At 48.2% G+C, this 23767-nt stretch carries 22 protein-coding genes; 5 read left to right on the top strand and 17 right to left on the bottom strand.

What is annotated here, in order from left to right; translation table 11 throughout:
* The first annotated feature begins 55 nt into the window (after positions 1-55).
* The 4 genes from LZG72_RS25520 to map all read left to right on the top strand — a co-directional run bounded on the left by LZG72_RS25520 (position 56) and on the right by map (position 3138).
* The gene (locus LZG72_RS25520) at positions 56-286 is read left to right on the top strand and encodes a 4-oxalocrotonate tautomerase family protein (protein ID WP_233877977.1); all 231 of its coding nucleotides are present in this window, start codon (positions 56-58) and stop codon (positions 284-286) included.
* 8 nt (positions 287-294) lie between these two features.
* On the top strand, positions 295-1041 hold the full coding sequence (locus LZG72_RS25515; protein ID WP_233877976.1) for an SDR family NAD(P)-dependent oxidoreductase: 747 nt from the start codon (positions 295-297) through the stop codon (positions 1039-1041).
* A 40-nt stretch (positions 1042-1081) separates the two neighbouring features.
* On the top strand, positions 1082-2167 hold the full coding sequence (locus LZG72_RS25510; RefSeq protein WP_233877975.1) for a nitronate monooxygenase family protein: 1086 nt from the start codon (positions 1082-1084) through the stop codon (positions 2165-2167).
* A 209-nt stretch (positions 2168-2376) separates the two neighbouring features.
* Entirely contained in the window at positions 2377-3138 is a 762-nt protein-coding gene (map, locus tag LZG72_RS25505) for a type I methionyl aminopeptidase (RefSeq protein WP_233877974.1), read from the top strand.
* 1 nt (position 3139) lies between these two features.
* On the opposite strand, the gene LZG72_RS25500 is transcribed toward map, so the two are convergent.
* The 15 genes from LZG72_RS25500 to LZG72_RS25430 all read right to left on the bottom strand — a co-directional run bounded on the left by LZG72_RS25500 (position 3140) and on the right by LZG72_RS25430 (position 19777).
* Positions 3140-3673 (bottom strand): YceI family protein, encoded by a 534-nt coding sequence (locus LZG72_RS25500; RefSeq protein ID WP_233877973.1) that lies wholly within the window; start codon positions 3671-3673, stop codon positions 3140-3142.
* Positions 3674-3829: 156 nt separating this feature from the next.
* Positions 3830-4279, bottom strand: a complete 450-nt coding sequence (locus LZG72_RS25495) for a hypothetical protein (protein WP_233877972.1) — start codon at positions 4277-4279, stop codon at positions 3830-3832.
* Positions 4280-4323: 44 nt separating this feature from the next.
* Positions 4324-4692 (bottom strand): hypothetical protein, encoded by a 369-nt coding sequence (locus tag LZG72_RS25490; protein WP_233877971.1) that lies wholly within the window; start codon positions 4690-4692, stop codon positions 4324-4326.
* Between the two features lie 60 nt (positions 4693-4752).
* Positions 4753-6870 carry a PVC-type heme-binding CxxCH protein gene (locus LZG72_RS25485; protein ID WP_233877970.1) on the bottom strand — a complete coding sequence of 706 codons (2118 nt, stop codon included), beginning with the start codon at positions 6868-6870 and terminating at the stop codon, positions 4753-4755.
* Positions 6870-8255, bottom strand: coding sequence for a DegT/DnrJ/EryC1/StrS aminotransferase family protein (locus LZG72_RS25480; protein WP_233877969.1), 1386 nt, complete (start codon positions 8253-8255; stop codon positions 6870-6872). The genes LZG72_RS25485 and LZG72_RS25480 overlap by 1 nt, the downstream gene beginning before the upstream one ends.
* Positions 8256-8291: 36 nt before the next feature.
* Positions 8292-9104, bottom strand: coding sequence for a ThuA domain-containing protein (locus LZG72_RS25475; protein ID WP_233877968.1), 813 nt, complete (start codon positions 9102-9104; stop codon positions 8292-8294).
* The gene (locus LZG72_RS25470) at positions 9101-9886 is read right to left on the bottom strand and encodes an amidohydrolase family protein (RefSeq protein WP_233877967.1); all 786 of its coding nucleotides are present in this window, start codon (positions 9884-9886) and stop codon (positions 9101-9103) included. Before LZG72_RS25470 ends, LZG72_RS25475 begins: the two co-directional genes overlap by 4 nt.
* Positions 9876-10811: an amidohydrolase family protein gene (locus tag LZG72_RS25465; RefSeq protein WP_233877966.1), complete on the bottom strand. Its 936-nt coding sequence runs from the start codon at positions 10809-10811 to the stop codon at positions 9876-9878. The genes LZG72_RS25470 and LZG72_RS25465 overlap by 11 nt, the downstream gene beginning before the upstream one ends.
* A gap of 66 nt (positions 10812-10877) precedes the next feature.
* Complete coding sequence (locus LZG72_RS25460; protein WP_233877965.1) at positions 10878-12350, bottom strand: RagB/SusD family nutrient uptake outer membrane protein; 1473 nt, start codon at positions 12348-12350, stop codon at positions 10878-10880.
* A gap of 15 nt (positions 12351-12365) precedes the next feature.
* The gene (locus tag LZG72_RS25455; RefSeq protein ID WP_233877964.1) at positions 12366-15848 is read right to left on the bottom strand and encodes a TonB-dependent receptor; all 3483 of its coding nucleotides are present in this window, start codon (positions 15846-15848) and stop codon (positions 12366-12368) included.
* A gap of 147 nt (positions 15849-15995) precedes the next feature.
* Complete coding sequence (locus LZG72_RS25450) at positions 15996-16967, bottom strand: FecR family protein (RefSeq protein WP_233877963.1); 972 nt, start codon at positions 16965-16967, stop codon at positions 15996-15998.
* Between the two features lie 61 nt (positions 16968-17028).
* Positions 17029-17661, bottom strand: a complete 633-nt coding sequence (locus LZG72_RS25445; protein WP_233877962.1) for an RNA polymerase sigma factor — start codon at positions 17659-17661, stop codon at positions 17029-17031.
* A 227-nt stretch (positions 17662-17888) separates the two neighbouring features.
* Positions 17889-19124, bottom strand: a complete 1236-nt coding sequence (locus LZG72_RS25440; protein WP_310590573.1) for an MFS transporter — start codon at positions 19122-19124, stop codon at positions 17889-17891.
* A complete protein-coding gene (locus LZG72_RS25435) occupies positions 19114-19599 on the bottom strand; it encodes a DUF6169 family protein (protein ID WP_233877961.1) in 486 nt (161 codons plus the stop codon). Before LZG72_RS25435 ends, LZG72_RS25440 begins: the two co-directional genes overlap by 11 nt.
* A complete protein-coding gene (locus tag LZG72_RS25430; protein WP_233877960.1) occupies positions 19592-19777 on the bottom strand; it encodes a hypothetical protein in 186 nt (61 codons plus the stop codon). Before LZG72_RS25430 ends, LZG72_RS25435 begins: the two co-directional genes overlap by 8 nt.
* 456 nt (positions 19778-20233) lie before the next feature.
* On the opposite strand from LZG72_RS25430, the gene LZG72_RS25425 reads away from it, so the two are divergent.
* A complete protein-coding gene (locus LZG72_RS25425; protein WP_233877959.1) occupies positions 20234-20497 on the top strand; it encodes a hypothetical protein in 264 nt (87 codons plus the stop codon).
* Between the two features lie 211 nt (positions 20498-20708).
* Here LZG72_RS25425 and LZG72_RS25420 read toward each other — a convergent pair whose 3' ends face one another.
* Together LZG72_RS25420 and LZG72_RS25415 are read right to left on the bottom strand one after the other, a co-directional pair.
* A complete protein-coding gene (locus LZG72_RS25420) occupies positions 20709-21797 on the bottom strand; it encodes an endo-1,4-beta-xylanase (protein ID WP_233877958.1) in 1089 nt (362 codons plus the stop codon).
* Between the two features lie 32 nt (positions 21798-21829).
* The gene (locus LZG72_RS25415; protein WP_233877957.1) at positions 21830-23764 is read right to left on the bottom strand and encodes an alpha/beta hydrolase-fold protein; all 1935 of its coding nucleotides are present in this window, start codon (positions 23762-23764) and stop codon (positions 21830-21832) included.
* Positions 23765-23767: the final 3 nt, after the last annotated feature.

The raw sequence follows: 23767 nt of genomic DNA, 5'->3' as shown, positions 1-23767 counted from the left end.
GCGCTCCTTTGTGCTACCAATTGATTCACAATGGGTATCACAAACAAATACAGCTATGCCGTACGTAAAAATTGAGGTAACCCGGGAAGGCGTTACCCGTCAGCAAAAACAACAGCTGATCGCAGGCGTGACCACGCTTATTACCGAAGTTCTGGACAAAGACCCAAGCCTCACGCACGTCGTGATCCAGGAAGTGGAACCGGATGACTGGGGTTATGCAGGAGAACAGGTTTCGGTACTCCGCGAAAAGGGAATAACCGCTCAAAACAATTCTAACAAAAAATAACTCATATCATGGAAACAAAGACCATTATCGTAACCGGCGCATCCTCAGGAATTGGAAAAACAATCGCCGCCTTATTTTTACAACAAGGTTATCAGGTAGTCATCAACTCTGCAAATGAGGATAATCTGAAAGCAACATTCAATGAACTGGGCCATCATGACAGGCTCGCTATGGTTGCCGGCAATATTGGCGATCCGGCTACCGGCGAGCAGCTTGTTGAAACTGCGGTAACAAAATTCGGGACAGTGGACGTACTCGTTAATAACGCAGGAATATTTGAACCGAAAGGCTTCCTGGATGTCGACGAGGCATTTTTGGACCGTTATCTGAATATTAATTTAAAAGGCACCTATTTCACGAGTCAGGCTGCCATTAAACAAATGCTGAAACAGGGAGAAGGTTCGATTATCAACATCGGTACGGTACTGGTCGACCATGCGATCGGCGGCTTTCCCGCTACAGCTGCGGTTGTCAGCAAAGGCGGAATTCATGCCTTAACCCGACAGCTTGCGGCTGAATTTGGTAAAAACAACATTCGTGTGAATGGCATTGCACCGGGTATTATCAGAAGTCCGCTCCAAGGCAAAAACGGCATTACCGACGCAGACAGTCTTGCGGGACTTCACCTGGTCGACCGCATCGGCGAAACCAGTGATGTGGCTGAACTGGCACTTTACCTGGCTGGCAGTAGTTTTGTAAACGGCGAGATCATCAACCTGGATGGCGGCCATGTTGCCGGTCACCACATTGGTTAAATCGGGGAAATCTGTAACATTGATGTAAACATTTAAAACCATGTGGAATCAAACCAGAATTACCCAGCTTCTGGGTATTAAGTATCCGATCGTTCTGGGCCCGATGGGCGGCGGTTTTTCAACCCCGGATCTTTTAGCCGCGGTGTCCGAAGCCGGGGGATTAGGAAGTTTTGGCGCCTACACGCTCACTCCCGAGCAGCTGCTGCAAACCGGCGGGGCCATTAAAGCAATAACAGATAAGCCTTACAACATCAATCTCTGGGTTTCGGACGTAGATCCGGAGCTGGCTTTATATTCATCCGAAAGCCTGGAAAAAGTCAAAGCTCTTTTCAAACCCTACTTTGATTCCCTGGGTATTGCATTGCCTGAACTGGACCCTAATATTCCCTCCAAGTTTGTTAAACAGGTAGAAGCAATTTTTGAGATCAGGCCGGCAGCGTTCAGTTTCATTTTTGGAATTCCGTCCGCTGAGATATTGAACGAAGCCCGCAGACTTGGGATAAGCACCATCGGTGCGGCTACCACATTGGATGAAGCACTGGCCTTGGAAGAAGCCGGGGTGGATGCGATCGTGGCGGCGGGATTCGAAGCGGGTGGCCACCGGCCGTCTTTCCTCAGGCCTGCACTGGATTCTCTGACCGGAACTTTCGCGCTGGTCCAGCAGCTGAAAGCAAAAATAAAGACGCCCGTCATTGCGGCGGGAGGTATCACCGATGGAAAAGGCATTGCAGCTGCATTGACCTTAGGTGCGGATGCCGTGCAGCTAGGGACCGCATTCCTGGTCACCGACGAAGCAAATTCGACTGAAATGCACAAGTCCGCCCTGCTTTCAGGGGGATCCAACTACACGGTACTTTCCAAATCGCTTACCGGACGCCTGGGCAGGATGGTCCGCAACACGATCTCAGAAGACATACCGAATCAGGTGCAGGTTCTGCCATTTCCATTGCAAACACGACTTATCGCGCCGCTCAGAGAAGCTGCGCTGGCGCAGGGGAAAAAGGATATGGCCAATTTCTGGTCCGGACAAAATCCGGTACGTTACAACCATTCAAAAGCGGCGGATTTAATGCAGGCCCTCATCGCAGAAACCGGGGATATATTGCAATCCCGCACTGCTTTGTAAACATCAACTGTATCTCGAAACGTCAATATCCGGCAGCAAACAATGCTACTGCCGGATATTGACGTTTTATTTTACCAAAAAACGGCTACCTGCACTTTTCCAAAGTGGATGACCATTGCTTCGACATCCGCAAACGGCACTTCCCGTCACTCAAAAGAGATAAAATCGTATTTTTGTAAAATCAGCGGTTCCATCTTATAACACGATTTATGTCCATTACAAAAGAGTCCGATTTAGTGGGAATGAAAAAGGCGAGCGAGGCGGTTGCATATACCTTGAAGGAAATGACCAGCTACGCCCAGCCCGGAATGACAACAAAAGAGCTGGATGAATTTGGCGCAAAAATATTGACGGAATTTGGGGCTGAATCAGCTCCTCACTCTACTTATGGTTTTCCCGGATGGACCTGCATCAGCGTTAACGACGAATTTTGCCACGGCATTCCGTCAGCTAAAAGAAAACTGAAAGAAGGAGATCTTATTAATATCGACGTTTCGGCAGAGTTGAATGGGTTTTGGGCTGACAATGGCGGCTCATTTGTGGTCGGGCAGGACGTTAACCAACACCAAAAGCTGGTTAATGCATCGAAAGAAATTCTCATCAAGGCCATTAACACCATCAGGGGTGGCGTAAAAATCGCAGATATTGGCCATTTAATGGAATCCGAGGCTAAAAAGCGTGGTTTCAAAGTCATCCGGAACCTTGCGGGGCACGGCATTGGCAGAGGTCTTCATGAACAGCCGGATGAATTATTGAATTATAAAAATAAATCAGATCACCGGCGGTTCAGGAAGAACTCCGTTGTTGCTATTGAAACCTTTATTTCGACAACATCGTCCTTCGCGACTGAGCTTAACGACGGATGGACAATGGTGGGAAATAGAGGCGGTTTCATGGCTCAGCACGAACATACGATCGTGGTAACCGACAAAGCTCCGCTCATATTGACGGAGATGAATGGAATATTCTGAGCTACACCTGCTTTGCAAGCTGTACGTTGGCGAGGATCTTGATATTCTCGCCCAAAGCTAATCCGCCGGTTTCAGTCAGCGAGTTAAAAGTGACATTGAAATCCTTGCGGTCGATCGTGCCCGTGACTTCAAATCCTACTTTGGTATTGCCCCACGGGTCCCTTTCGGTTCCACCGTATTCGGCTTCCAGTTCGACCTCTTTCGTGATTCCTTTGATGGTAAGGTTGCCCGTCAGCTTATACAGATCTCCCTTAATTTTCGTGAATGAAGTTGATTTGAATTGAAACTGAGGGTATGTTTCCGTTTCAAAAAAATCCCCGTTCCTCAAATGCTCGTCACGCCCCGGCTGGCCGGTGTCAACGCTATCAACATCGATAGTAAGCTCAATTTCTGCATTTGTAAACTCGTCGCTTTCGGTAATGGCACTGCCACTAAAAGACTTGAATGAACCTGTTACGGTGGAGATGACAAGGTGTTTTACCTTAAACTGTACTTCGGAATGCAGCGGGTCGATATTCCAAACGATTTTTGACATTAGACTAAAAATTAAATATTAATGATCCTTATTTGACTGTACAAACTTAGAAATCATTACTATTCAAAGTATAGTAGTATACAAAAGGTTAGCAATAACCTTTTGTATAGTTAACAGGCGAAATGTTAATGGAATTCTCAATAGTGGCGGAATCGACTACCCGTAAATCACCAGCGAGCCGGGTGGTATCGTCAGACGAACCGCTTTCCCGTTTCTATCTTCGACATTTAATTCAGCCGGAACAGTATGAGGCCCGTATAAACGATTCAGTTTAGAGTTGAATGCCTGCGCATCTTTGTCGATGGTGACATATACCACAGCCTGCTCTTCCTGGTGAAGATTTAAAGCGCATACGATCTCTTTAGCCTCAAAAATGCGTGACCAGGCAATCACGTAAGTAAAATCTTCGACAATATCATGCAGCCCGAAGTCGGTCCCGTTTCCGGAAATCGTTCGCCAGTGATATTCCCCATATTGCAGGGCGGGATGCTCCCGGACCACGAGTTGCAGGCTTTCCATAAAAGATGGGTCCTGGCTATGTGCGGCCCAAAACCCTTGAATGGCAGTTTGGTATTTCAGCGGTGTGGATTCGGCAGATGAATGCATGGTGCGAAAGCTTGATTTCAAGACTTTGCCCAAATCCTATGCCACTAAACCTGCGGCGCCCAGTAGGTGCAATTTCCCTCAGGGGCAACAGGCCCGGCGAAGAGCAGGCAGCCGCCACATTCCTTCCCCTCGGCGGCGGGTACCCACAGTTTGCAGGCGTCACATTGTTTGTCGGGTACGGGCGATAAGTTCACGTACCCCAGCGATTTCCTTTTTTCGACATCCACCGGATCCACGCCCGTCAGGTCGTCGCAGGGATTGTTGGCGGCAGGTTTTGCGTTTGTTTTCGAAGTTACTTTCGAGGTTGTCGTTTTACTGCTTCCACAACCGGCCAGCATCACTATACCCGCACCAGTAATTCCCAGCGAGCAACATTTTTGCAGAAAAACCCTGCGACTCTTTATTTCAATCATAATATAAAAAATTTCAGGTCGGGCCATGCTCGCCCGACCTATCGATTTAACGTTTATCACTCAAATATCCAATGCCTTGCGCACCGATTCCGCCGCTTTCTTTACATTGTCGGGGGCGTTGTCGGCCCATTTCTGCAAGGTTTTCGTAACATTTTTGTCAGGGGCCGTCTTATTCGGGGACCTTTTGATCCCTTTTGCCAAACCATTTAAACCAGCAGCCTGCAAATCCTTGTCTGCATTTTCAAGAACAGAAAGCAATTTCGCCATTTCACTTTTGCCATTGCGTGCCCCGGCGATGTATCCAAAATCTTCCAAAAATTTCAGTTTGCCCGGAGATGTGTTTTTGAAAACATTGCGGCTTCCCATCATTTCTGCGAATTCGCCCGATGAGCCCGGGATTGAGCTCAGGATCGCAAATCTGAACATCGGCTCTTCCATATTCTTCTCTGCAGTTTGCAACAGTGCGGCCATCGCTTCTTTGCCGCTGAATTGTCCAAGGCTCAAACAAGCCTGGTATGCTACCTGCGGATTAGCATCCCCGCCCAGGCGTATCACTTCCGGCAGATAATCCGGATATTTCTCGGCCAATACCAGGGCATGTTCGCGAAGACCTGGATTCTTGTCGCCCAGTGCGGTTTTTATCATTTTCGGATCGAAAGCGTTTAAGCCGTCGAGCGCATAAAAGGCAAGCAGTCGGGCATTGGCATCGGGGCTTTCAGCGAAAATTTTCTGCAATACCGGGACAACGCTTTTATCCTGCTGCTCAAGTAGCAGCCTCTGGGCAGTCAGCCGCCACCATTGGTTGGGATGGCTCAGCAACGCCGCCAGCTCCCCGGATTTTTTGCCTTCCAGATTTGGAATATCCACATTGCGCTTTTCCCCGGATTTCGGGAAAATCCGCCAGATACGGCCGTATTGTTCGCCATTTGCAAAATCCATGTCTTTTTTCAAATCCTCAGGAATGGACACCGGCGTTTCGATGTGCTGCCGGTACATATCCACCAGATACAGATATCCGTCAGGTCCGGAAGTGAAGTTTGCCGGCCTGAACCAGCCATCCGTAGATGCCAGGAATTCCTTATCTTTTTCGCCATCCGCTCTTGTGGCGACAAATGCAGCCTGCCCCGGAACCGACTTGATCACGTCCCTGTGAACAAGATTACCCGCTACCTCGCCGGTAAAAATATTACCGTAAAACTCTTTAGGAAATCCGTCCCCGCCGTAAAAAGTTGCCCCCGATGCACCGGTAAAATGATCCCGCGCATATTCCTTATAACCCGTTTTCATCGAATCGTACTTTGCCTGACGACGGTCGCTTCGCTGTTGCCGCCAGTAAGGCGTCGCCGATTTCTGGAACATTTCAAGTTCGTGGTCCGAAATGTTGACGTCGGTCCGGTAGCTGGGCATAAAATCGTGGCGATGCGCATATCGCCACGCGATGGGCGACTGCTGAATGTGCAGCGTATTTTGCGTATAAAACCGATGTCCGGCGTCATCAAGTGCCTGTCCAAACTGTCCCGTGCCCGACTCCACTTCAAAAAGTCCCAGATCGGCCCGAAACCGGAAGTTTCCGCCAGCCACATTCACGGCGGCTTTCTCCGGATGCTGTTTGGAAGTGATCATTCCGGCTTGTCCGTGATTGTTCGCATATATCCAGTTATCCGGCCCGAAACGAAGACTTGTGATCTGCGCTTCTGAATTTCTAGCAAAAAAACCGGTAAAAAGGACCTCCCGCGTATCGGCTTTGAAGTCGCCATTATTGTCTTTTAAATACAGGATATCCGGAGCCGCAGTAACGATAATCCCATTTTTCCAGGGTAAAATGGAAGTGGCGCTGGGCAATCCTTCTGCAAATACGTAGGATTTATCGATCTTGCCGTCGCCGTTGGTATCCTTCAAAAGCCGGATTCTTCCTTTGAAATTTCCCGGTTTCGCATCGTAAGGATAATCTCCCATTTCAACCACATAAATATTCCCCCGGCCGTCAAAAACCATGTCGATCGGCGAGAGTACTTCGGGTTCGACTACAAACGGCTCGATCCCGAAACCCTCATGCAGCTGAAAAGTCGCCATTTCCTGCTCGGGTGAGCGCGAGTTGGTATAGCGTTGTGATATGCCGGGCTGGGCCGATAAGGTCAGCATCAGGAGCGACGCTGCTTTTAAGTATTTCAAATTCATCAATAATCGAGTTTTTTGATCTTCTCTGCGTTCTTATGCACTTTTTCGATGGCTCCTGCGATCGATGCCATGTCGTCTTTCGTGCCTAATAACATGTTCTGCGTAAACCAAACGGCTTCTTCGGCGCATAGCTTGTCGTTGAGCGGACACTTGTTCTTCTCGTTGTAAATGTTGATGTCGAGCATTTCTTTCGGATACATTTTGCGATAATTGATCGATTCAAATGTGTCTTTCAGAAAAGGCTGGGTGTTGAGCGGAATATAGCCGCTGGAACACGGAACGCCCTCGGCACGCATCGCTTTCAGGAACCCGGCCCTCGGTAAATCTTTGAAAGCCGATTTTTCATACCGGAATGCAAACAAATGAAATGCGCCCCGCGTAACGTTCTTGTACATTTTATAAGGTAAAATCCCTGGAATGTCTTTGATCTGGGATTTAAGGAATTCTGCATTCACGTTTCGGGTTGTCGTTTCGGCGTCCAGGCGTTTTAGCTGGGCAATGCCGATCGCCGCCTGATATTCTGTGAAACGGACTTTGGTGTTTTGCATGATGCTCCCCGCTCCTACCACGCCTGCTGCGGTTCCATAAGGTGTCCCCAGGTTTGAATAAGAAAAACAACGGTCCATGAACTGGTCATTGTCACTGACGATCGCCCCGCCTTCGCCGATGGGCAGGTTTTTGGAATTTTGAAAACTAAAACACCCCGCGTCCCCGATCGTACCCACTTTTTGTTTGTTAACCTCCGCCAAATGCGCCTGACACGCATCTTCCACGACCAGAAGTTTGTGTTTCTTCGCAATCGCCATGATGGCATCCATGTCCGAAGGCAGGCCCAGGATATGTACGACCATAATCGCTTTGGTGCGCGGCGTGATCTTCGCTTCTATTTTTGAAGGATCCATCTGGAAAGTCGCCGGGTCCACGTCCACAAAAACGGGCATGGCGCCATTTGACAATATGGATGAAACGGTCGAAATAAAGGTATATGGCGGGACAATTACCTCATCTCCTCCCCTGACATTCAGCTGGTTCAATGCCACTACCAATGCATTGGTACCATTTACAACTGACAAACAACGCTTTGCGCCGACAGCCGCAGCCCATTCTTTTTCGAACTGGGTCACCACTCCCGCCCTCGACCATACGCCGCTCCGGATCACTTCAAGCAATTGCTTCTCGTCTGTTTCAGGATTCCAAACGGGCCATTTCGGCCATTTTACAGAATCCCAGGCTGGTTTCCCGCCAAGTATCGCCGGTTTTTGTGCCATAGTAATGCCGCTCGCCATGATAGTTTGCGGTACACCGGCAGCAATGGCGGCAGTGAGGCCTGCAAGAGAACTTTGCTTCACAAATTCCCGCCTGGATAACGCTTTAAATTTTCTCATTTAACTAATGTCTCAGTGTTGGATTGTTTCTCAGAGTTATTCCTGACGGCCGGAAATCGCCCACGCTATTGCATTCACAATCAGTGTATTGAACGGATTTTCAGAAAAGTCAGAAGGATATCCGAGTGTCGTATAGAAAACCCGGCTTTTGCCGGCCATTCTCGTCCAGGCTACGGGCTGGATCTCGTCCCCGGCTTTTCCATTTAAAAGCACCACGGCTTTTTTGTCAACCAATGGCATTACCCTGTACAGATTTCCGATGCTATGATAACCGCCCGGGTTGAAATTTTTCAGGATCGGATGCTTTGATGCTTCCGGGGAAATGGATACGTCGGTACCCAGCTCCACAGGTCCGTAACCGTAGTTTCCGCAGCCGAGTATTTCGGGCACAAACTCCGGCCAGGAAGCGTAGTCCTTGACCACATCGCCTCTCGTCGTGAAGGCATGATTACCGGTACGGATCGCTACCAACGGTCCGCCATTTTTAAGATAATCCTTAAAAAGCTGCATTTGCACATGCGGCAGGGCAATTCTTCTTGAAAATAAAACCACCAGATCCGCTTTTTTCAGGATTTCCATCCCCGGGAAACGGAATGCATTATTGGTACCCTCGCCGAGCAAAACCGTTACTTCATACTGCTTTGTCTCCCTGAGCTTTTGTGCAAAAACCGGAATGGTCTTGTGGGCTTCATAATTAAGAGAATCCTCACTGATCAGAAATACGACGTGCGGCTTTTTTTTAGTCCGCGCGCTTTTCTCCCCGGGAAATGCATTTGCCAAAGAAATATCCGAGGTACCGAGCATTAGAATCACCAGCAAAAACCATCGGGAAATCGCACGGATACTCATATTTTCAGCAGACGTTTGATATTTCCGGACCTCAAAAGATCCTTTGTTTTGGCATCGGCTTCATTTTCCCGCAACGACTCCACACGGAGCAATCCCGTGCGGTAATCCAGTAACGGTGCATGCGTACCAAATGCGAATTTTTCCTTACCAAACCGAACCAGCAGGTTCCCGAGATCCGCAGTATTCCGCCCGGAAGTATCCATGATCAGATCAACATTTTTGAATACGGCCTGTTCATCGGCATCAAGCGCGGTACTGTTGCACACATTCAGGATCAGGTATTTTGCATCCGGCACCGCTTTTATAATCGGTAGAATGTCTTTGAGCGCCCATTCCTTTTCCACATCCAGCCACGAACTCGGGCGGGGATCGACTAACCGAAGTGAGAGAGCCACGACCATTCCTTTATCCCGGGCCATTTTTACAAGCTCGATACAGAATGGGTTACTAAGTTCATATCCATGATAAAGCGGATGCAGTCTTATTCCCTTCATGCCCATTTTCGTACTGCAGATTTCCAGGTCATCTTTCCAACCGTTGTAGATTGGGTTAATGACCGCGAAAGGTATAAAACGGCCGTCAAATTGCTTGTTTGACCGGATTTCTTCATACAGCTCCTCGTTGGCGTGCTGGGTATTTTTGTAAAAAACACCATTGAGATTACTTACCACCGAAGCATCTATGTCATACTTCTTCATCCGCTCCAGAAGTCCTTTACAGGTATTGTCTTTCAGCTGCCGGAACGGCCAGTGACCTACATATGCATTGCTATCAATCAACATTTCGACCCGACTTTTTTAAGATGTTGTTATAATTTTCAAAAAAGATCTTCTTGCGCTGGACCTCCGTCAGGTTCGCGGCGATCATGCCGCCCACACCCTGATAAAATCCATTATCACATCCAAAAAGCAACCTGTCTTCCCCGATATAGCGCAGTGCAAAATCGATCATATTCCCCTCGTTGTTACTTCCTGAAACATCCACATACACATTGGGAGAATCTTTGAGCGCTTTGCAGGCATCTTCCCAGTCGATCCCGCCGCCGATGTGCGCAAACTGGAACATCGCTTCCGGGAATCGCTTCGCGGCGTCTACGAAATCTTCCGGAATGGATATGTTTTTAGGTTCGCGTGCATTATACTTCACCCTCGCTTTTCCGATTGGCGAGTGCATGAGAATGATCATTTTCAGATCAATGAATTTTTCAATAATGGGATAAAAAAGCGGGTCGTTGATTTTCACATGGTTATAAAGCTTCATCCCCACAAAACCCCGGTCAATGCACCGCTTTATTTCATCCATACTTTCCTGCTTGTGGGTCGGGTTCAACGTCAGCATTCCCGTAAACCGGTTCGGAAATTCTTTCATTGCGCTGTAAATAACATCATTACAAGCCCTGAATTCGGATGGTACACCTGCGCTTCCGGGGGCCATCGGCTTGGAGATCATTACTTTATGAATCCCCAGGCGTTCCGCAAAATCCGCAACTTCTGCGGGTGTGCCGTGCCCGCCGCCTACATGCGCGTGTGCATCTATTTTTTTATACCGCATTACCTCTTCCATCAGAGGCTCCCTTTTCGGTTTTGCGGGTGAACTTATTTCCGTTCCGGAATAAGCCCTGCCGGCAAGATGTGTGGTAGTGGCAATACCCACCGTAGAGGCCACAGTACCAGCCATAAACTTGCGGCGACTGATCAGTCCAGCCATATTAAAATTGGGTTTAGAATGAAAACCCGGTGAGACTGGTCAGAATATCACCGGGTCCTGAAATAATTAGTATCCTGGGTTTTGAGCCAGTACGCCTGCGTTGGCGAGCTGGATCTGATTATTCGGGATCGGGAAATACTTGTAATTGGCTTTTGGAACGAGCTTCACCTTCTGCGGCTCCTTGGTAACAGGGTTGTAGCCCCATTCCACATTTGTGAGAACAGACACGAAACGGTCGGTACGCACGAGGTCGAACCAGCGTTCGTTTTCCAGCACGAATTCCAGCTGGCGTTCCAGCAATAACTTGTCTGTAAAAGCCGTCGGCGTCGCAATGTCGGCCATCGTATAATTGAAGGCAGTTCCCTTAAATGCCCGCGCCCTCACTTTATTCAGCTCCACAAGCGCCTCCGCAGGCTGGTTCAATGCATATAAAACTTCCGCTCTCAACAAAAGAACATCCGCATAACGCATTACCGGGATATCAAGTCCGGAAGAATTGGGTGTATGGGGCACAGCGAACTTGCTGATATACGGGTACCAGTTCTCAGGTGCCTCTGCCGGGCTTTTCGGTGACTTCCAATATTCGGTAATGGTTGCTTTTTTACGTGAATCTTCGGGACGGAACAACTTCATCAGGCTCCACGAAGGAAATACGTTTTCACCACCGCTGGCCGATATGCCTGTCACGCCAAAGTATGGCAGGAAGTCGGTAGAAATGGTATTTCCATTTGTGCCGCCAATGTATCTCATCGCAAACACTACTTCCTTGTTGTCTTCGGTCTCTTCTTTCCACAACGAAGCATAGTCAGCCTGCAAAGCAAACCCGTAACCGGTCATCATATCGAGGTAGGTTTTTGCATTGTTCCAATCCTTCCGGTACACATACACTTTTCCCAGCAAGCCCACAGCCGCCGCTTTGCTTGCCCGGCCACTCGCGATTTTTTCTTTTAATGGTAAAAGATCGATTGCCGCTTTCAGGTCTTCTATAACCAGGCTGTAAATCTCTTCCTCACTGGCCCTTCCGGTGGATTTACTTTCTTCAACAGAAAGCGTTGCAGTGATTTTGGGCACGCCGCCGAACATTCTGACCAGGTCAAAATAAAACAATGCACGCATGAACCTTGCTTCACCTGTCAGCTGCTCTTTTTGCCCGGTGGTATAATCGATAGGGCGGTCAACATTTGCCAGCACCGCGTTAGCCCGGAAAATCCCGTTGTAAGTTTCAACCCAGAAGCTGGCGAAAAGTTGGTTTTCAGAAGAAAAAGCGAGGGTATTCAGTTCGTCCAGGCCGCCGATATTGAAATAACCCGTCCGGTGGATGTTGTCTGTCGGCATTTCAAGAACCGCCCAGTCTCTTTGCTTGCGGGTTTGGTAACGGTTGTATATCCCCAGCACCGCGCCGTTGATATCCTGTGCCTTCTGGTAAAAGTTGACTTCCGTCAGGGTGGATTCGGGCGTAAGGTTCAGCACGCTGTCGTCACATGCTGAAAACGTAAAGGCCAGAAATAGCAGGCTTATATATTTGTATCTTTTCATCATGATGTTTTTTGGCAATTAAAAATTGATATTCAATCCTAGCGCATAAACCCGGTTGATCGGCTCCGCACCATTGTTGAAGCCCGGAGTACTGTTGATCCCGTTGATTTCTCCATTCGTAAAGCCTTCCGGGTTGTATCCGTGGAAGCCTTTTTTGGTAAACATCTTTGGGTTGCTGACAGAAACATATACTCTGCAGGTTGTCATCCGTAATTTCTGGGCTACCGTTGCGGGAATTGTATATCCAAGGTTGATATTTCTGATCGCCAGAAAGGATGCATCTTCCAGGTAAAAATCCGTGTTCGAAACATATGCAAGCTGGCTCAATGCGGTAGCAGGTGACATGCCATCTCCCGGCTCCTGCGCCGACCACCATTGATCTTCAATCAGTGATTTCCGCATTGCGCTCACCGTCGCTCCCTGGTAGTACAGGTTTTCGAGGTTATACATTTTAGCGCCTAATGAAGCCTGCATGACAATGCTCATATCGAAGTTTTTCCACGAAAAATCATTGACCATACCCATAAACAGCTTGGGCTGATAGTTACCCAGGATCTGGCGATCAGCGGGGTCGATCTTGCCGTCTTTGTTCACATCCTCGATCTTGGTATTACCTGGCTTCGATCCCACGATGATGGCCGAGTTTTTCACATCCTCGTCATCCTGCAGTACACCGATCATTTTGTAGCCATAATAAGAAAACATCGGCTCTCCTACCCGCAGCAGCCAGCCCATTCCACGGGTGTGGGTGTAGATCACCTCATTTACACCGCCAAGACTAACCACTTCATTTCTATTGCGCGCCAGGTTGAAGGATGTTTCCCATTTGAAACCTTTCGTAAAGTTCTTGGTACGGATTTCCAGCTCGATACCACTGTTTTTAATGTCGCCGATATTGACCATTGAATTGGTAAAACCGGAAATGGCAGGTATCGATACGTCATACAGCAGATCGTTGGTTTTTTTGATATAATAATCCACACCAATGCTCAGCCGGCCGGTAAAAAGTCCCAGGTCCACACCAAAGTTCTGACTTGCAGTTCTTTCCCATTTCAGCTTATCGTTACCAAAGGAAGTTTGCGCCTGACCTTTTGTGAGAACTCCTCCCGGAGCGTAATAGGCGTCGCTGATCGCACCCAGATACCGAAAATCACCGATATTGAAATTACCGACAACCCCATAGCTCGCACGGAGTTTAAGCTCGCTGATGACCGGCACCGTTTTCATGAAATCCTCTTCGGAAATCCGCCAGGCCACAGAGGCGGAAGGAAAAGATCCCCACCTGTTTTTAGGCCCGAAACGCGAGCTTCCGTCGGTCCGGAACGATGCAGAAAGCAGGTATTTATCTTTAAATGCATAGTTGACCCGGCTGAAATAAGAAGCCAGTCCCCATTGTGATTTGCTCGTATAGGTCGCAGTCGGGGAAATGATCGCGTTGTTGAGAGTCTGGATGATGTCGTTGCTGAAACTTCCCGGCAATACGCCCATTGCGGCTATCCGGGACGTCGCTTTTTGGTACGACGCGCCCAGCAATGCATTGAAACTGTGCTTTTCGTTGAATGTTTTGGAATAGCTGAGCACATTTTCGTTGATCAGACTGAAATTCCGGGTATCCATCGACGAGCCGGTACTGCTGTTGTTAGAGTTTGCATACGGTGCCGAGTAGTTTTCTGCGGTATTGTAGGTAATGTTTCCTCCCACGGAAGAGCGAAGCGTCAGCCCGTCAGCCAGGTTCAGGGCAAGATATATTTCTCCTACATTATTAAGTCCCGAGGAAGTGTTGGATGTACCTTCAAGCGTTGCCAGCGGCCCCACCTGCCCCGAAACCTGTGTTCCCCAGTAGTCGAGCGGACGTGGGTAAATACCGTTTGGGCGTTTGTCGGGGGAAACGAATGGTGCTGTTTTAACAATCGCTTCCATAGATACCGGCGATGTGCGGCGGTTGTTGAAATTCGGGTTGAGCGAAACACCGGCGTTGATCACCCGGTTGATCTTGGCATCGATATTCGCACGGAGCGAATAGGTCTTATACCAGGTATTCAGCAAAGTACCGCGCTCATTTTTCACAGTACCGGAAATGTAGTAGTTCACTTTATCGTTCCCACCCCGCACGGAAAGATTGTAATTCTGGATCGGCGTAGAGTTCAGCAAAATGTCCTCCCAGATGTAATTGCCCTCGCCAATCACCGGGTTGACCTGAAAGTTGGCCGGCCGGCGCGGATCGCCCCAAAGTGGCAACGAAACGTCGCCTCCCTGCCAGGCATAATCCCGGTTGATGTACCGTGCAATGTAATCGTGGTATTCTTGTCCGCTGATCCAGTCTTTGTGGCCGATGGCCTTACCGATACCTGCATAGGCGTTGAAATTAAGCTGCGGCCTGCCTTCTTTTCCTTTTTTAGTAGTCACAATAATTACCCCGCCCGATCCGCGTGAGCCGTAAATGGCCGCAGAAGAAGCATCTTTCAATACTTCAATGGATTCCACATCATTCATATTGACGTTGACTAGGTCACCTCCGGGAAAACCGTCGATCACCACCAGCGGATCGTTGCTTGCCGTGATAGAACCCGCACCGCGGATGCGGATGATGGGTGCCGCTCCCGGCGTGCTGCGCGGCGTGGAAATATTAACCCCGGCCAGCCGTCCGACCAGCGCAGTTTCCGCCCGCCCGGCAGGTATCTGATCCAGTATCTTGTTCTCTACCTTGGATATCGCAGCAGTAACGGAGCTTTTTTTCATCGAACCGTAGCCGACTACAACCAGTTCTTCCAGCGATTTCGTGTCCACTTCAAGCACAACATCGATCACATTTTTACTGCCCAGGTCAATTTCGGTGGGTACGTACCCGACAAACGAAAAAATAAGTTTGGTGGTGGCTTGGTCAAGATACTCATCCGGAATGGTAAGGCTGTACTTTCCGTCGGCACCTGTAGTAGTGCCACGCTGCGAACCTTTGATCACGATGCTTACGCCCGGGAGAGCCGCTCCTGCATTATCCGTCACACTTCCTTTTAATATTTTTTCAAAGGCATGCGGAGTATCCTGGTGATTTTTGCCGGCAACCAGGCTCTCCTCATCAGAATGGAACGAAACCGGACCGCTTCCCTCCTGGCTCCGGCCCGAGGTGGAGTTACTTTCGGCGGGAACCTTCGCTCCGGACCGCGCCGGCAATATCGCGAAACCGCCTCCTTTTAGTTTTTTGTACCGCAGGTTCATATCCGGCAATACCTTTTCCAGGATCAGTTCCACTTTTTCTCCCTCCGAAACCGGCTCGGTTACTGTCTTGTTTTCAAGCAGCGATTTCTCGTAAACGAAATTGGTATTGTACTTCTGTTCTAATTTTCCAAGCAAGGTTATCAGGCTGTTTGCTTCCTGACGGGCGACCGGGCGACCGGTGCGGGTAATGCTGGATGCCAGAAGATCCTGTGCGCAAGCTTTCGGAATGTCGCCTGCCAGTAACTTCAGTGCAATAATGAGGAATAGGGAAAAGTGTTTTTTCATAATTTGTTCCAGGAGTAAATGTTTATCCAAGGTATTTGAGAGTGAAACGGGGCAAGCCTCCCTTTTTCCCGGTTTTTTATCAATTTATTTTAGATAAATTTTGCGAAAGAAGCATATCACAGCATGAAACAAATCCCGAGCTGAAAATTAACGGAATATATATCCGTCCCCGGTCTTGATCAGGTCGCGTTCCAGAATGGTAGAGAGGTTTTCCAGAAACTGTTCCGGGTTTTTGGTAGCAAGTTTTCCCGATAGCCTTTTAGCCAGCAATGAGGAATCCTGGAACTGTAATCGGATCCCATAATTATCCTCGATCGCTTCCGCAATCTCGGACACCGGTTTATCGTCCATTACAATGTAAGATTCCTTCCAGGAGTCATAATGGTTGGGCTGGACCCTTTTAAACCGGACCTGACTGTCTTTTCCGATGGTAGCCATGTCGCCGGGCTTCATGACCAAAGCCGGATTGTTGCCGGACAGCAGCTGTACTTTTCCTTCCGCCAGCACTACCCTGGTTTGCTTGCGGCGGGTGTTTACATTAAATGTTGTCCCCAAAACTTCCACCTGCGTTTCTGCGGTGTGGACGATGAATTTGGCACCGTTCCTTTTTGCAATTTTAAAATACGCCTCCCCCAGCAGCCATACTTCCCTGACTTTCTTATTCGCAATGTCCTCGGTTATTCTTATTTCCGAACGTGCATTTAATGTCACGCTGGAACCGTCGTCAAGCTTGATCTCCCGCACCTCGCCGTAGGCAGTCCGGTAGGTTAGCTGCGATTTTTGCAAAGTCAACCAAAAGCCGGCAGCCAGGATAAAAATCACCGATGCAGCCGCAAGATATGCCCAGTTCAGCCGCCGGTAAACGACCGGCCGTATCGTCTCCACATCCTTCCAGATCCGCCGTTTCAGGGCAAGGAGGTCGTCTTCGGCAGGTTCGGCTTCTGCAAACTGAATGGCCCGCACGCATTCCAGCGCAAGTTGGACTTCCTCGGTTTTGTGCGGATTAGACTCCATAAATGTTCTCCAGAACCGGTCAGAATCCGGTGTCGGGGAGACTGCCCATTTTATAAAATCAGCATCTTTACAAAAATCCTCTACTGTGAAAATCGAATATCGCATCTAATCGAAAGTGGTACTTTTATGTAGAAAGGTTTTTTTTATGATTTTTCCCGGTTTTGTATTAAATATTTGGAAAAAACATATGAATGATGAAACCGATATTCAACCACAACGCCCCTTCCCGAAGCAATGAAGTCCTGATATATTTCCTTAATGAGGTCAACGCCACATTGACGGTGTTGTAAACACTCTTCATCGAAATATCCATGACGTCGGCAGTTTCCTGGTAGCTAAGTCCCTTCATATAAACCAGATACAGTATTTCCTTCTGGCGTTTTGGCAGCTTATTAAGCTCTGTCAGCACCATTTCCTGTTGCCTGATCTGATCCTGATCTTCAATGTATTGCGCCTCAAATGACTCGACAACAAATTCTGCGTGATTCAGCGCGTGCTCGTCCGAATCATACTTTTTTAGTTTTTTCAGAGCATCCAGCAGCCGGCGGCGCAATGCGCGGTACAGATAAAAGTGGATGTTATTGGTGGGACCGAGGGTACTTTTATGAATGTGCAGGTGCAGGAAAAGTTCATGCAGGCAATCTTCGACGAGCTGTTTATTCCGTACCAGATTGAACCCGTACCGATACAAGTCTGCGGTGAAAATCTCGTAGATCCGGGAGAATGCATCGCGATCCCCCATCCGGAATTCGTTCCATAAACTGGTGTGCTCGTCCGGAGTCAGAGAGATCTTTGTCATATTAGAGCGTTGTAAATCGTTTTGAGTTAACAGAACCGGGCACGTGCACGTAAATTTACTCTTATATTTGATAAACTATCATTTTCACGGATTTTTATCTTACGATATATTTAAAAAACAGTATTATATGTTGCGTTTCGCCATTCAGGCACTGTTATGTCCCTCCGGAATGCCGACAGTCCTATACTGCCTACACATGAAAGTAGCCAGCGTCTCATCGAACAAGATCAGACGTTTTTGAGTTTGGGTAAAAAACCGGTGATCATGCCGATCAGCGGCAGAAAAGCACAAAGACCAAATACATAGGTGATGCTCGTATGGTCGGCGAGGCTGCCAAGCAAGGCCGAGCCCAGGCCACCCATTCCGAAGGATAAGCCAAAAAATAGGCCGCCAATCAGTCCCACCTTCCCCGGCACCAGTTCTTGTGCGTACACGACGATTGCAGAAAATGCTGATGAAATGATCAGTCCGATGCAGACGGACAGAATGACCGTCCAGAAGAAATTCGCGTAAGGCAGCAACATCGTGAATGGAGCTGCGCCAAGGATCGAGACCCAGATCACATATTTACGCCCAAACCGGTCGCCCACCGGCCCTCCTGCCACCGTTCCGATAGCAACCGCTGCCGAAAAAATAAACAACTGGATCTGAGCCTGCTGGATAGTCAATCCGAATTTGTCCATTAAAAAGAAGGTGTAATAACTCGTCATGCCGGCCAGGTACACATACTTGGAGAAGATCAGAACGAGCAGGATCACGAGGGAAGATATGACCTTTTTGCGGGTCAGGAATGGGTGAATGGAAGATTCCGTTTTTGATGTTTTGGGCAACACGCTGCTTTTATACCATTTTCCAATATTAATCGCAAGCACTCCGCCAATGACAGCAGCCAGCGCAAACCACATGATGCCGTGCTGGCCAAGCGGTGCGACAATGAGCGCAGCTAACAACGGGCCCAATGCACTGCCACTATTACCGCCCAGCTGAAAAAACGACTGCGCAAAGCCACGTTTGCCACCGGACGACAAATGCGCAATGCGCGACGATTCGGGATGAAAAATGGACGATCCGACCCCGATCAGTCCGACGGCGATCAAAACCAGACCGAACGAATTTGCCCACGCCAGCGACACGATCCCGATCAACGAAAAACCCATTCCGACCGCAATGGAAAACGGTTTTGGATTTTTATCTGTGTACAAACCAATAAAGGGCTGCAACATAGACGCAGTCAACTGATAGCACAACGTCACCAGACCGATCTGAGCAAAACTCAAATGGAAATCGACTTTGAGCATCGGATAAATGGAGGCAATAACTGCCTGCATGGTATCATTGAGCAAATGCGCGAAGCTGATTGCAAAAAGAATCGGATATACGGTTTTTTGGGGTTGTAAAGCGGGAGTTGAAAGCGGCGTCACGGTTGATTTATTCAGAATGAAAGGAAGTAGATTATATATCAAATTTGTCAGTAACATCCATGTCACCAGCATAGTATATTTCTACGGCTCTCTTATATAATGGATTATCTTGATGAAGTATGAGGGAAGAATAGAATAATTCGCCCCTGTAAATTACCTGTCTGTCAAATTTGTGGATAATGGTTTGATCCAAAAGTTGATACCAACTATCAAACTTACGATCTCGTAGTTTACCTTTACCATCTTCATTATCACAGTGATAGGTTACAATCGTATTTGGATTATCGCATATTCTTTTAGATAATATTTCCACAATTGTCACTCTGATTCGATAGTCTTGATGTTTGGAAGGAGGTGTTGCTGCAACGTCAAAGGTAAACACATCTTTATATTCCGTATTGTAAGGAAACCAGCTTCTATCTCTGGCAAAGATTATTTTGAACTCGACCTTGTGATCCGTAGTAAATCGATATGTTTTACTTACTGGGTCTAAATAGTAATCGTATATTTTAGCCAATCTCTATACCCATTGACTGAATCTCAGACAAACTTAACTCTCCGTTAAGGTAAGCCTTAACAGCTTTTTTAGTATCGATCATTTTCCCAAAAAGAGATTTTTCCGACACAGTATCAATTTTTTTATCCTTTGCACCATCAGCAGCTTCTGCCACGGGTGCACTTGCTAGTTTGCGCATGATGATTTCAATTTAGGTGCTCTGATACAATTAACAATTATGGCTATGAAATAATTTACCGTGCCGCTAAACTTACTATAAAGTGCGCATTATTAAAATTAAAATTTAACAGCGCCCAAGATAGCAACGTATCGCCCACAAATGTGCGCATATCAGGAAAACCGCGTCAAAGACTTGTAATACCTACTTTACGGAAAATCCTTTACCGGCTGAAAATTCTTTTTGAATTCTTCAAACAATCATCTTACGTTTGCGATGCTCAATTTCGGTTTTAGATTACTCCCACTCTCTTTCTTGGAGGTTTGGAGGTGCTGTATATTTCCTACGTATACCAATTGACGGTGTCGTGGCTACCGTAATGGTTACAGCACCATTGCCCTCTAAAACCGGGTTGAGCAACGGCAAGCGCGGCACCGTTTATAGTTGCGCCTCAAAGCAATCCGGTACACAAACACTATGTCACATTCAGGCTCATTACCCACTCTCAAATTTTCCCCAGACGAGTTACTTCAACATTTCACGAGCGTAGGATACGATCCTGCTGAAATGGAGAGTTTCTTCATCGACCTAGTTCATCATTATCTCTATCCTACCGAAAACTGGGAACTAAGCCCGGAGCGGACAAAAGATGTTTTGGATAAAAGTACCGTCTTCATGGATTTGCTGCGGGGTATACGAACTGCTCAGCCAGGCCCTAATCAAAATATACAGCCTGGTTGAATGCCTGACATTCTTATCTTTGCCTATACCGATTGACGGTGTCGTGGCTACCGTAATGGATTAAACACCATTACCCTTACTTGGGTTGAGCAACGGCAAGCGCGGCACCGTTTTTCATAGTTGCGCTTCAAAGCAATCCGGCGCGCAAACGCGATATCTCATTAACTCATTACCCGTCTTCATAGATTTGCTGCGGGGCATAAGTCAAACTTCAATCAAAATTCACAACCTGCTTAAAAGCTTCCTTCGGCGCGTAGTTTTGGTCAAATAGAAGCGGGTAATCTTTGCGGCCGGGAACCGGGAAGTTATCCAGCCAGCTCGATTTGTCCGAAACATTCCAGAAAGTAACACTCGTGAGCGTTTGTTTGTATTTTCTGAAAACATCGAATAGCATCTTGTACTGTGCGGTTTGTTTCGCGGTCATTTCGGGTGTCAACACTCCGGTATCCGACGATTTCCGCTCGCGCCGCTCGTGTTCTTTGGGGTGGACGGAAACATCCAGTTCGGTGATCTGCACTTCCAGGCCAAGGCTGGCGAATTTCTTGATGGATTCTTCAATTTCCGCCGCCGTAGGCTCATAAATGGACCAATGTCCCTGCAAACCGACGCCATGAACCGGGACATTCTTTTCTTTCAATTTTTTAAGTAACTGAAAAATCTTTTCCCGTTTTGACGCGCTTTCCGTGTTGTAGTCATTATAGAACAATTTTGCATTCGGATCGGCGGCGTGGGCGTATTCAAATGCTTTTTCAATGTAATCTTCGCCGATGATTTCATAGAATTTTGACCGGCGATAAATGCTGGTACTGGTGTCCGGCACAGCCTCATTCACAACGTCCCAGGCATATACCTTTCCTTTGTAGCGACCCACCACGTCATTGATATGTTGTTTCAAACGGCTGAGCAATACTTCACGGGTTACCTGTTTTCCCTCATTATCGGTAAAAAACCATTTGGGCGTCTGGTTGTGCCAGCATAATGTGTGCCCGCGTACCTTCATGCCATTCTTCTGGGCAAAGGCTACGATGGCATCCCCGTCCTGCCAGGCATAACGGTCCGGTTCCGGATGGATCGGCCCCATTTTCATTGCATTCTCCGGCGTTACGCTGCTGAACTGTTGGATAATCAAATCGGCCTCAGGGCCGGTCAGGTTCCGTGGCGCCACGGCCACGCCAATCGGGAAGTAGCTTTTATAAGCTTCCTTTAATGTCTTTTGTGCCTGCAACTCGCCCGAACTCAGCAAAAAAGCAGAAAAGTAAATGCTGGAAAACGAGGCCCACAATCCGTATGATTTCTTCATGATCAATGATCCATTTAAAAGCTAACTAAACATTATTTGAACAAAAGCTGCGAGAACCCAAACAAATCATGCCGCCAAACCGGCCAGGTGTGCCCGCCGGGATATTCGCTGTACTGGTACTTGATACCCAGCTCATCGTATTTGGAAAGCATGATCTTGCAGTTTTTGTAAGCGATATCCTGCTCCCCGCCCATGGAGATCCAAAAATTTTTCAGATTGGTATTAATAGTAGCCGAATTGGCTTTGGCGAATTCATAATGCGGGCCTGATAAGGTGGCATTGTTGGCAAACCACCCCGAGCTGAACACGCCCAGCGACGAAAACAGGTCTGTGTTTTTAACACCCGCATACAAAGTCTGTATTCCACCCATCGATAGACCTGCGAGAGCCCGGTTTGCCGCATCGGCCTGCACGCGGAAACTGCTTTCAACGAATGGGATTGCGCCCAGTTTCAGTTCGTTTTCGAATAATTTCAGGAATCCGTCACCGGCTGTTGCCATGCTGCCCGGGCCCATCGGACTTCCCTGATTTCCGTCCAGCATCACCACCAGCATGGGTTTCGCTTTACCTTCGGCGATCAGGTTATCCAGGATCAAATTGGTTTTTCCCTGCGTGGCCCAGCCGCGCTGATCTTCACCGCCTCCATGCAACAGGTAAAGTACCGGAAATTTTTGGGTAGAAGCGTCGTACCCCGGTGGTGTGTACACATACATTTCGCGCCAGGTGTTGCTGGCTTTGGACAGGTAGCGTTTAATGCGGATATCTCCGTGCGGCACGTCGCGCATCGCATAATAACCGCCGCCGCGAAAAGGGATTTCGATCCCGCTGGCCATGCGTCCCATGCCGTAAAAAGTTTCGCTGGCCGGGTCCGCCAACGCCACGTTATCGATCAGCAAGGAGTAGTAATGGAAGCCCTCCCCGATTGAATCCGTCGTCACCGACCAGAAGCCCGTCGTGTCTTTTATCATATCATACTTTTTACCAAGATCAATCTGCACCTTTTGCGCCTGCGGCGCTTTTACCCGGAACACCACACGATTATCGGGCAAAACCTGCGGGTATTGTGCGGACCGGATATTAGTTGCAGACGGTGTCCCCAATACCGTATATTTAGGCAAAGCAGCCACATCGACCGGTTTGAATAAGAACTGTGAAAACATGTACAGACCATTTTTCCAAACCTTAAAATCATGAACACCCGGCTCAATGTAATACACATGCGGCACGCTATGCTCAAACAAATAATCGTGCGTGCGCTGGCTGAATGAAATGAGCCTGTCATTGTCCCCGCAAGAGATCCAAAGCAGTTTCAGTTTCTTTTTTGCGTCCTGCGGATTCGGTACCAGCTCCTCGGGCTTTTTAGTATTAGGAGCAGAGGAAAACCCTCCTACCCAGGCAAATTTATCCAGATTACCCAACCCAAAGTTGAGTGACTGGCCGCCACCCATCGAAAGACCGGCGATCGCACGATGCTCCCGGTCGCTGAGTACTGCATATTTCTTTTCAATGAAAGGAATGAGATCGGTGAGCAGGTCTTTTTCGAAGGTTGCAAATGCGGCCACTTTATCCGGCGCCATGATATTCCCGGTAGCACGGTCATCCTTCATCGCCCGGCCATTTGGCATCACCACGATCATCGGCTCAATCTTCTTTTCAGCGTACAGGTTGTCGAGAATGCGTTGCGGGTTTCCTCCTTTCAGCCATTCCTTTTCATCCCCTCCGATGCCGTGCAACAGGTACAGTACCGGGTATTTTTTCTTTTTCGAGTATCCCGGCGGAGTATAAACCAATGCTTTCCTCGGATTGCCCACCGTCGTGGACTGGTACTGGATAGAGTCTATCTTGCCGGCAACGGTTCCTTCCCGCGCGGAATCAAACTCCTTTGGCATTTCCATTAATATATTCTGGGCGTGGGCAGCCGCTACGACCAAAATCATGCTCATTGCAAAAAGTAATAATCTTGCCATTTT

It is taken from the genome of Dyadobacter sp. CY323, assembly GCF_021390245.1.
Classification (GTDB): Bacteria; Bacteroidota; Bacteroidia; order Cytophagales; family Spirosomataceae; genus Dyadobacter.
This window is presented reverse-complemented; position numbering and strand designations above follow the sequence as displayed.

What these genes read in the sequence shown, in the direction of transcription:
- LZG72_RS25520 (WP_233877977.1), top strand. Translation starts at nt 56, where the DNA reads ATGCCGTACGTAAAAATTGAGGTAACCCGGGAAGGCGTTACCCGTCAG.
- LZG72_RS25515 (WP_233877976.1), top strand. Translation starts at nt 295, where the DNA reads ATGGAAACAAAGACCATTATCGTAACCGGCGCATCCTCAGGAATTGGA.
- LZG72_RS25510 (WP_233877975.1), top strand. Translation starts at nt 1,082, where the DNA reads ATGTGGAATCAAACCAGAATTACCCAGCTTCTGGGTATTAAGTATCCG.
- map (WP_233877974.1), top strand. Translation starts at nt 2,377, where the DNA reads ATGTCCATTACAAAAGAGTCCGATTTAGTGGGAATGAAAAAGGCGAGC.
- LZG72_RS25500 (WP_233877973.1), bottom strand. Translation starts at nt 3,673, where the DNA reads ATGTCAAAAATCGTTTGGAATATCGACCCGCTGCATTCCGAAGTACAG.
- LZG72_RS25495 (WP_233877972.1), bottom strand. Translation starts at nt 4,279, where the DNA reads ATGCATTCATCTGCCGAATCCACACCGCTGAAATACCAAACTGCCATT.
- LZG72_RS25490 (WP_233877971.1), bottom strand. Translation starts at nt 4,692, where the DNA reads ATGATTGAAATAAAGAGTCGCAGGGTTTTTCTGCAAAAATGTTGCTCG.
- LZG72_RS25485 (WP_233877970.1), bottom strand. Translation starts at nt 6,870, where the DNA reads ATGAATTTGAAATACTTAAAAGCAGCGTCGCTCCTGATGCTGACCTTA.
- LZG72_RS25480 (WP_233877969.1), bottom strand. Translation starts at nt 8,255, where the DNA reads ATGAGAAAATTTAAAGCGTTATCCAGGCGGGAATTTGTGAAGCAAAGT.
- LZG72_RS25475 (WP_233877968.1), bottom strand. Translation starts at nt 9,104, where the DNA reads ATGAGTATCCGTGCGATTTCCCGATGGTTTTTGCTGGTGATTCTAATG.
- LZG72_RS25470 (WP_233877967.1), bottom strand. Translation starts at nt 9,886, where the DNA reads ATGTTGATTGATAGCAATGCATATGTAGGTCACTGGCCGTTCCGGCAG.
- LZG72_RS25465 (WP_233877966.1), bottom strand. Translation starts at nt 10,811, where the DNA reads ATGGCTGGACTGATCAGTCGCCGCAAGTTTATGGCTGGTACTGTGGCC.
- LZG72_RS25460 (WP_233877965.1), bottom strand. Translation starts at nt 12,350, where the DNA reads ATGATGAAAAGATACAAATATATAAGCCTGCTATTTCTGGCCTTTACG.
- LZG72_RS25455 (WP_233877964.1), bottom strand. Translation starts at nt 15,848, where the DNA reads ATGAAAAAACACTTTTCCCTATTCCTCATTATTGCACTGAAGTTACTG.
- LZG72_RS25450 (WP_233877963.1), bottom strand. Translation starts at nt 16,967, where the DNA reads ATGCGATATTCGATTTTCACAGTAGAGGATTTTTGTAAAGATGCTGAT.
- LZG72_RS25445 (WP_233877962.1), bottom strand. Translation starts at nt 17,661, where the DNA reads ATGACAAAGATCTCTCTGACTCCGGACGAGCACACCAGTTTATGGAAC.
- LZG72_RS25430 (WP_233877960.1), bottom strand. Translation starts at nt 19,777, where the DNA reads ATGCGCAAACTAGCAAGTGCACCCGTGGCAGAAGCTGCTGATGGTGCA.
- LZG72_RS25425 (WP_233877959.1), top strand. Translation starts at nt 20,234, where the DNA reads ATGTCACATTCAGGCTCATTACCCACTCTCAAATTTTCCCCAGACGAG.
- LZG72_RS25420 (WP_233877958.1), bottom strand. Translation starts at nt 21,797, where the DNA reads ATGAAGAAATCATACGGATTGTGGGCCTCGTTTTCCAGCATTTACTTT.
- LZG72_RS25415 (WP_233877957.1), bottom strand. Translation starts at nt 23,764, where the DNA reads ATGGCAAGATTATTACTTTTTGCAATGAGCATGATTTTGGTCGTAGCG.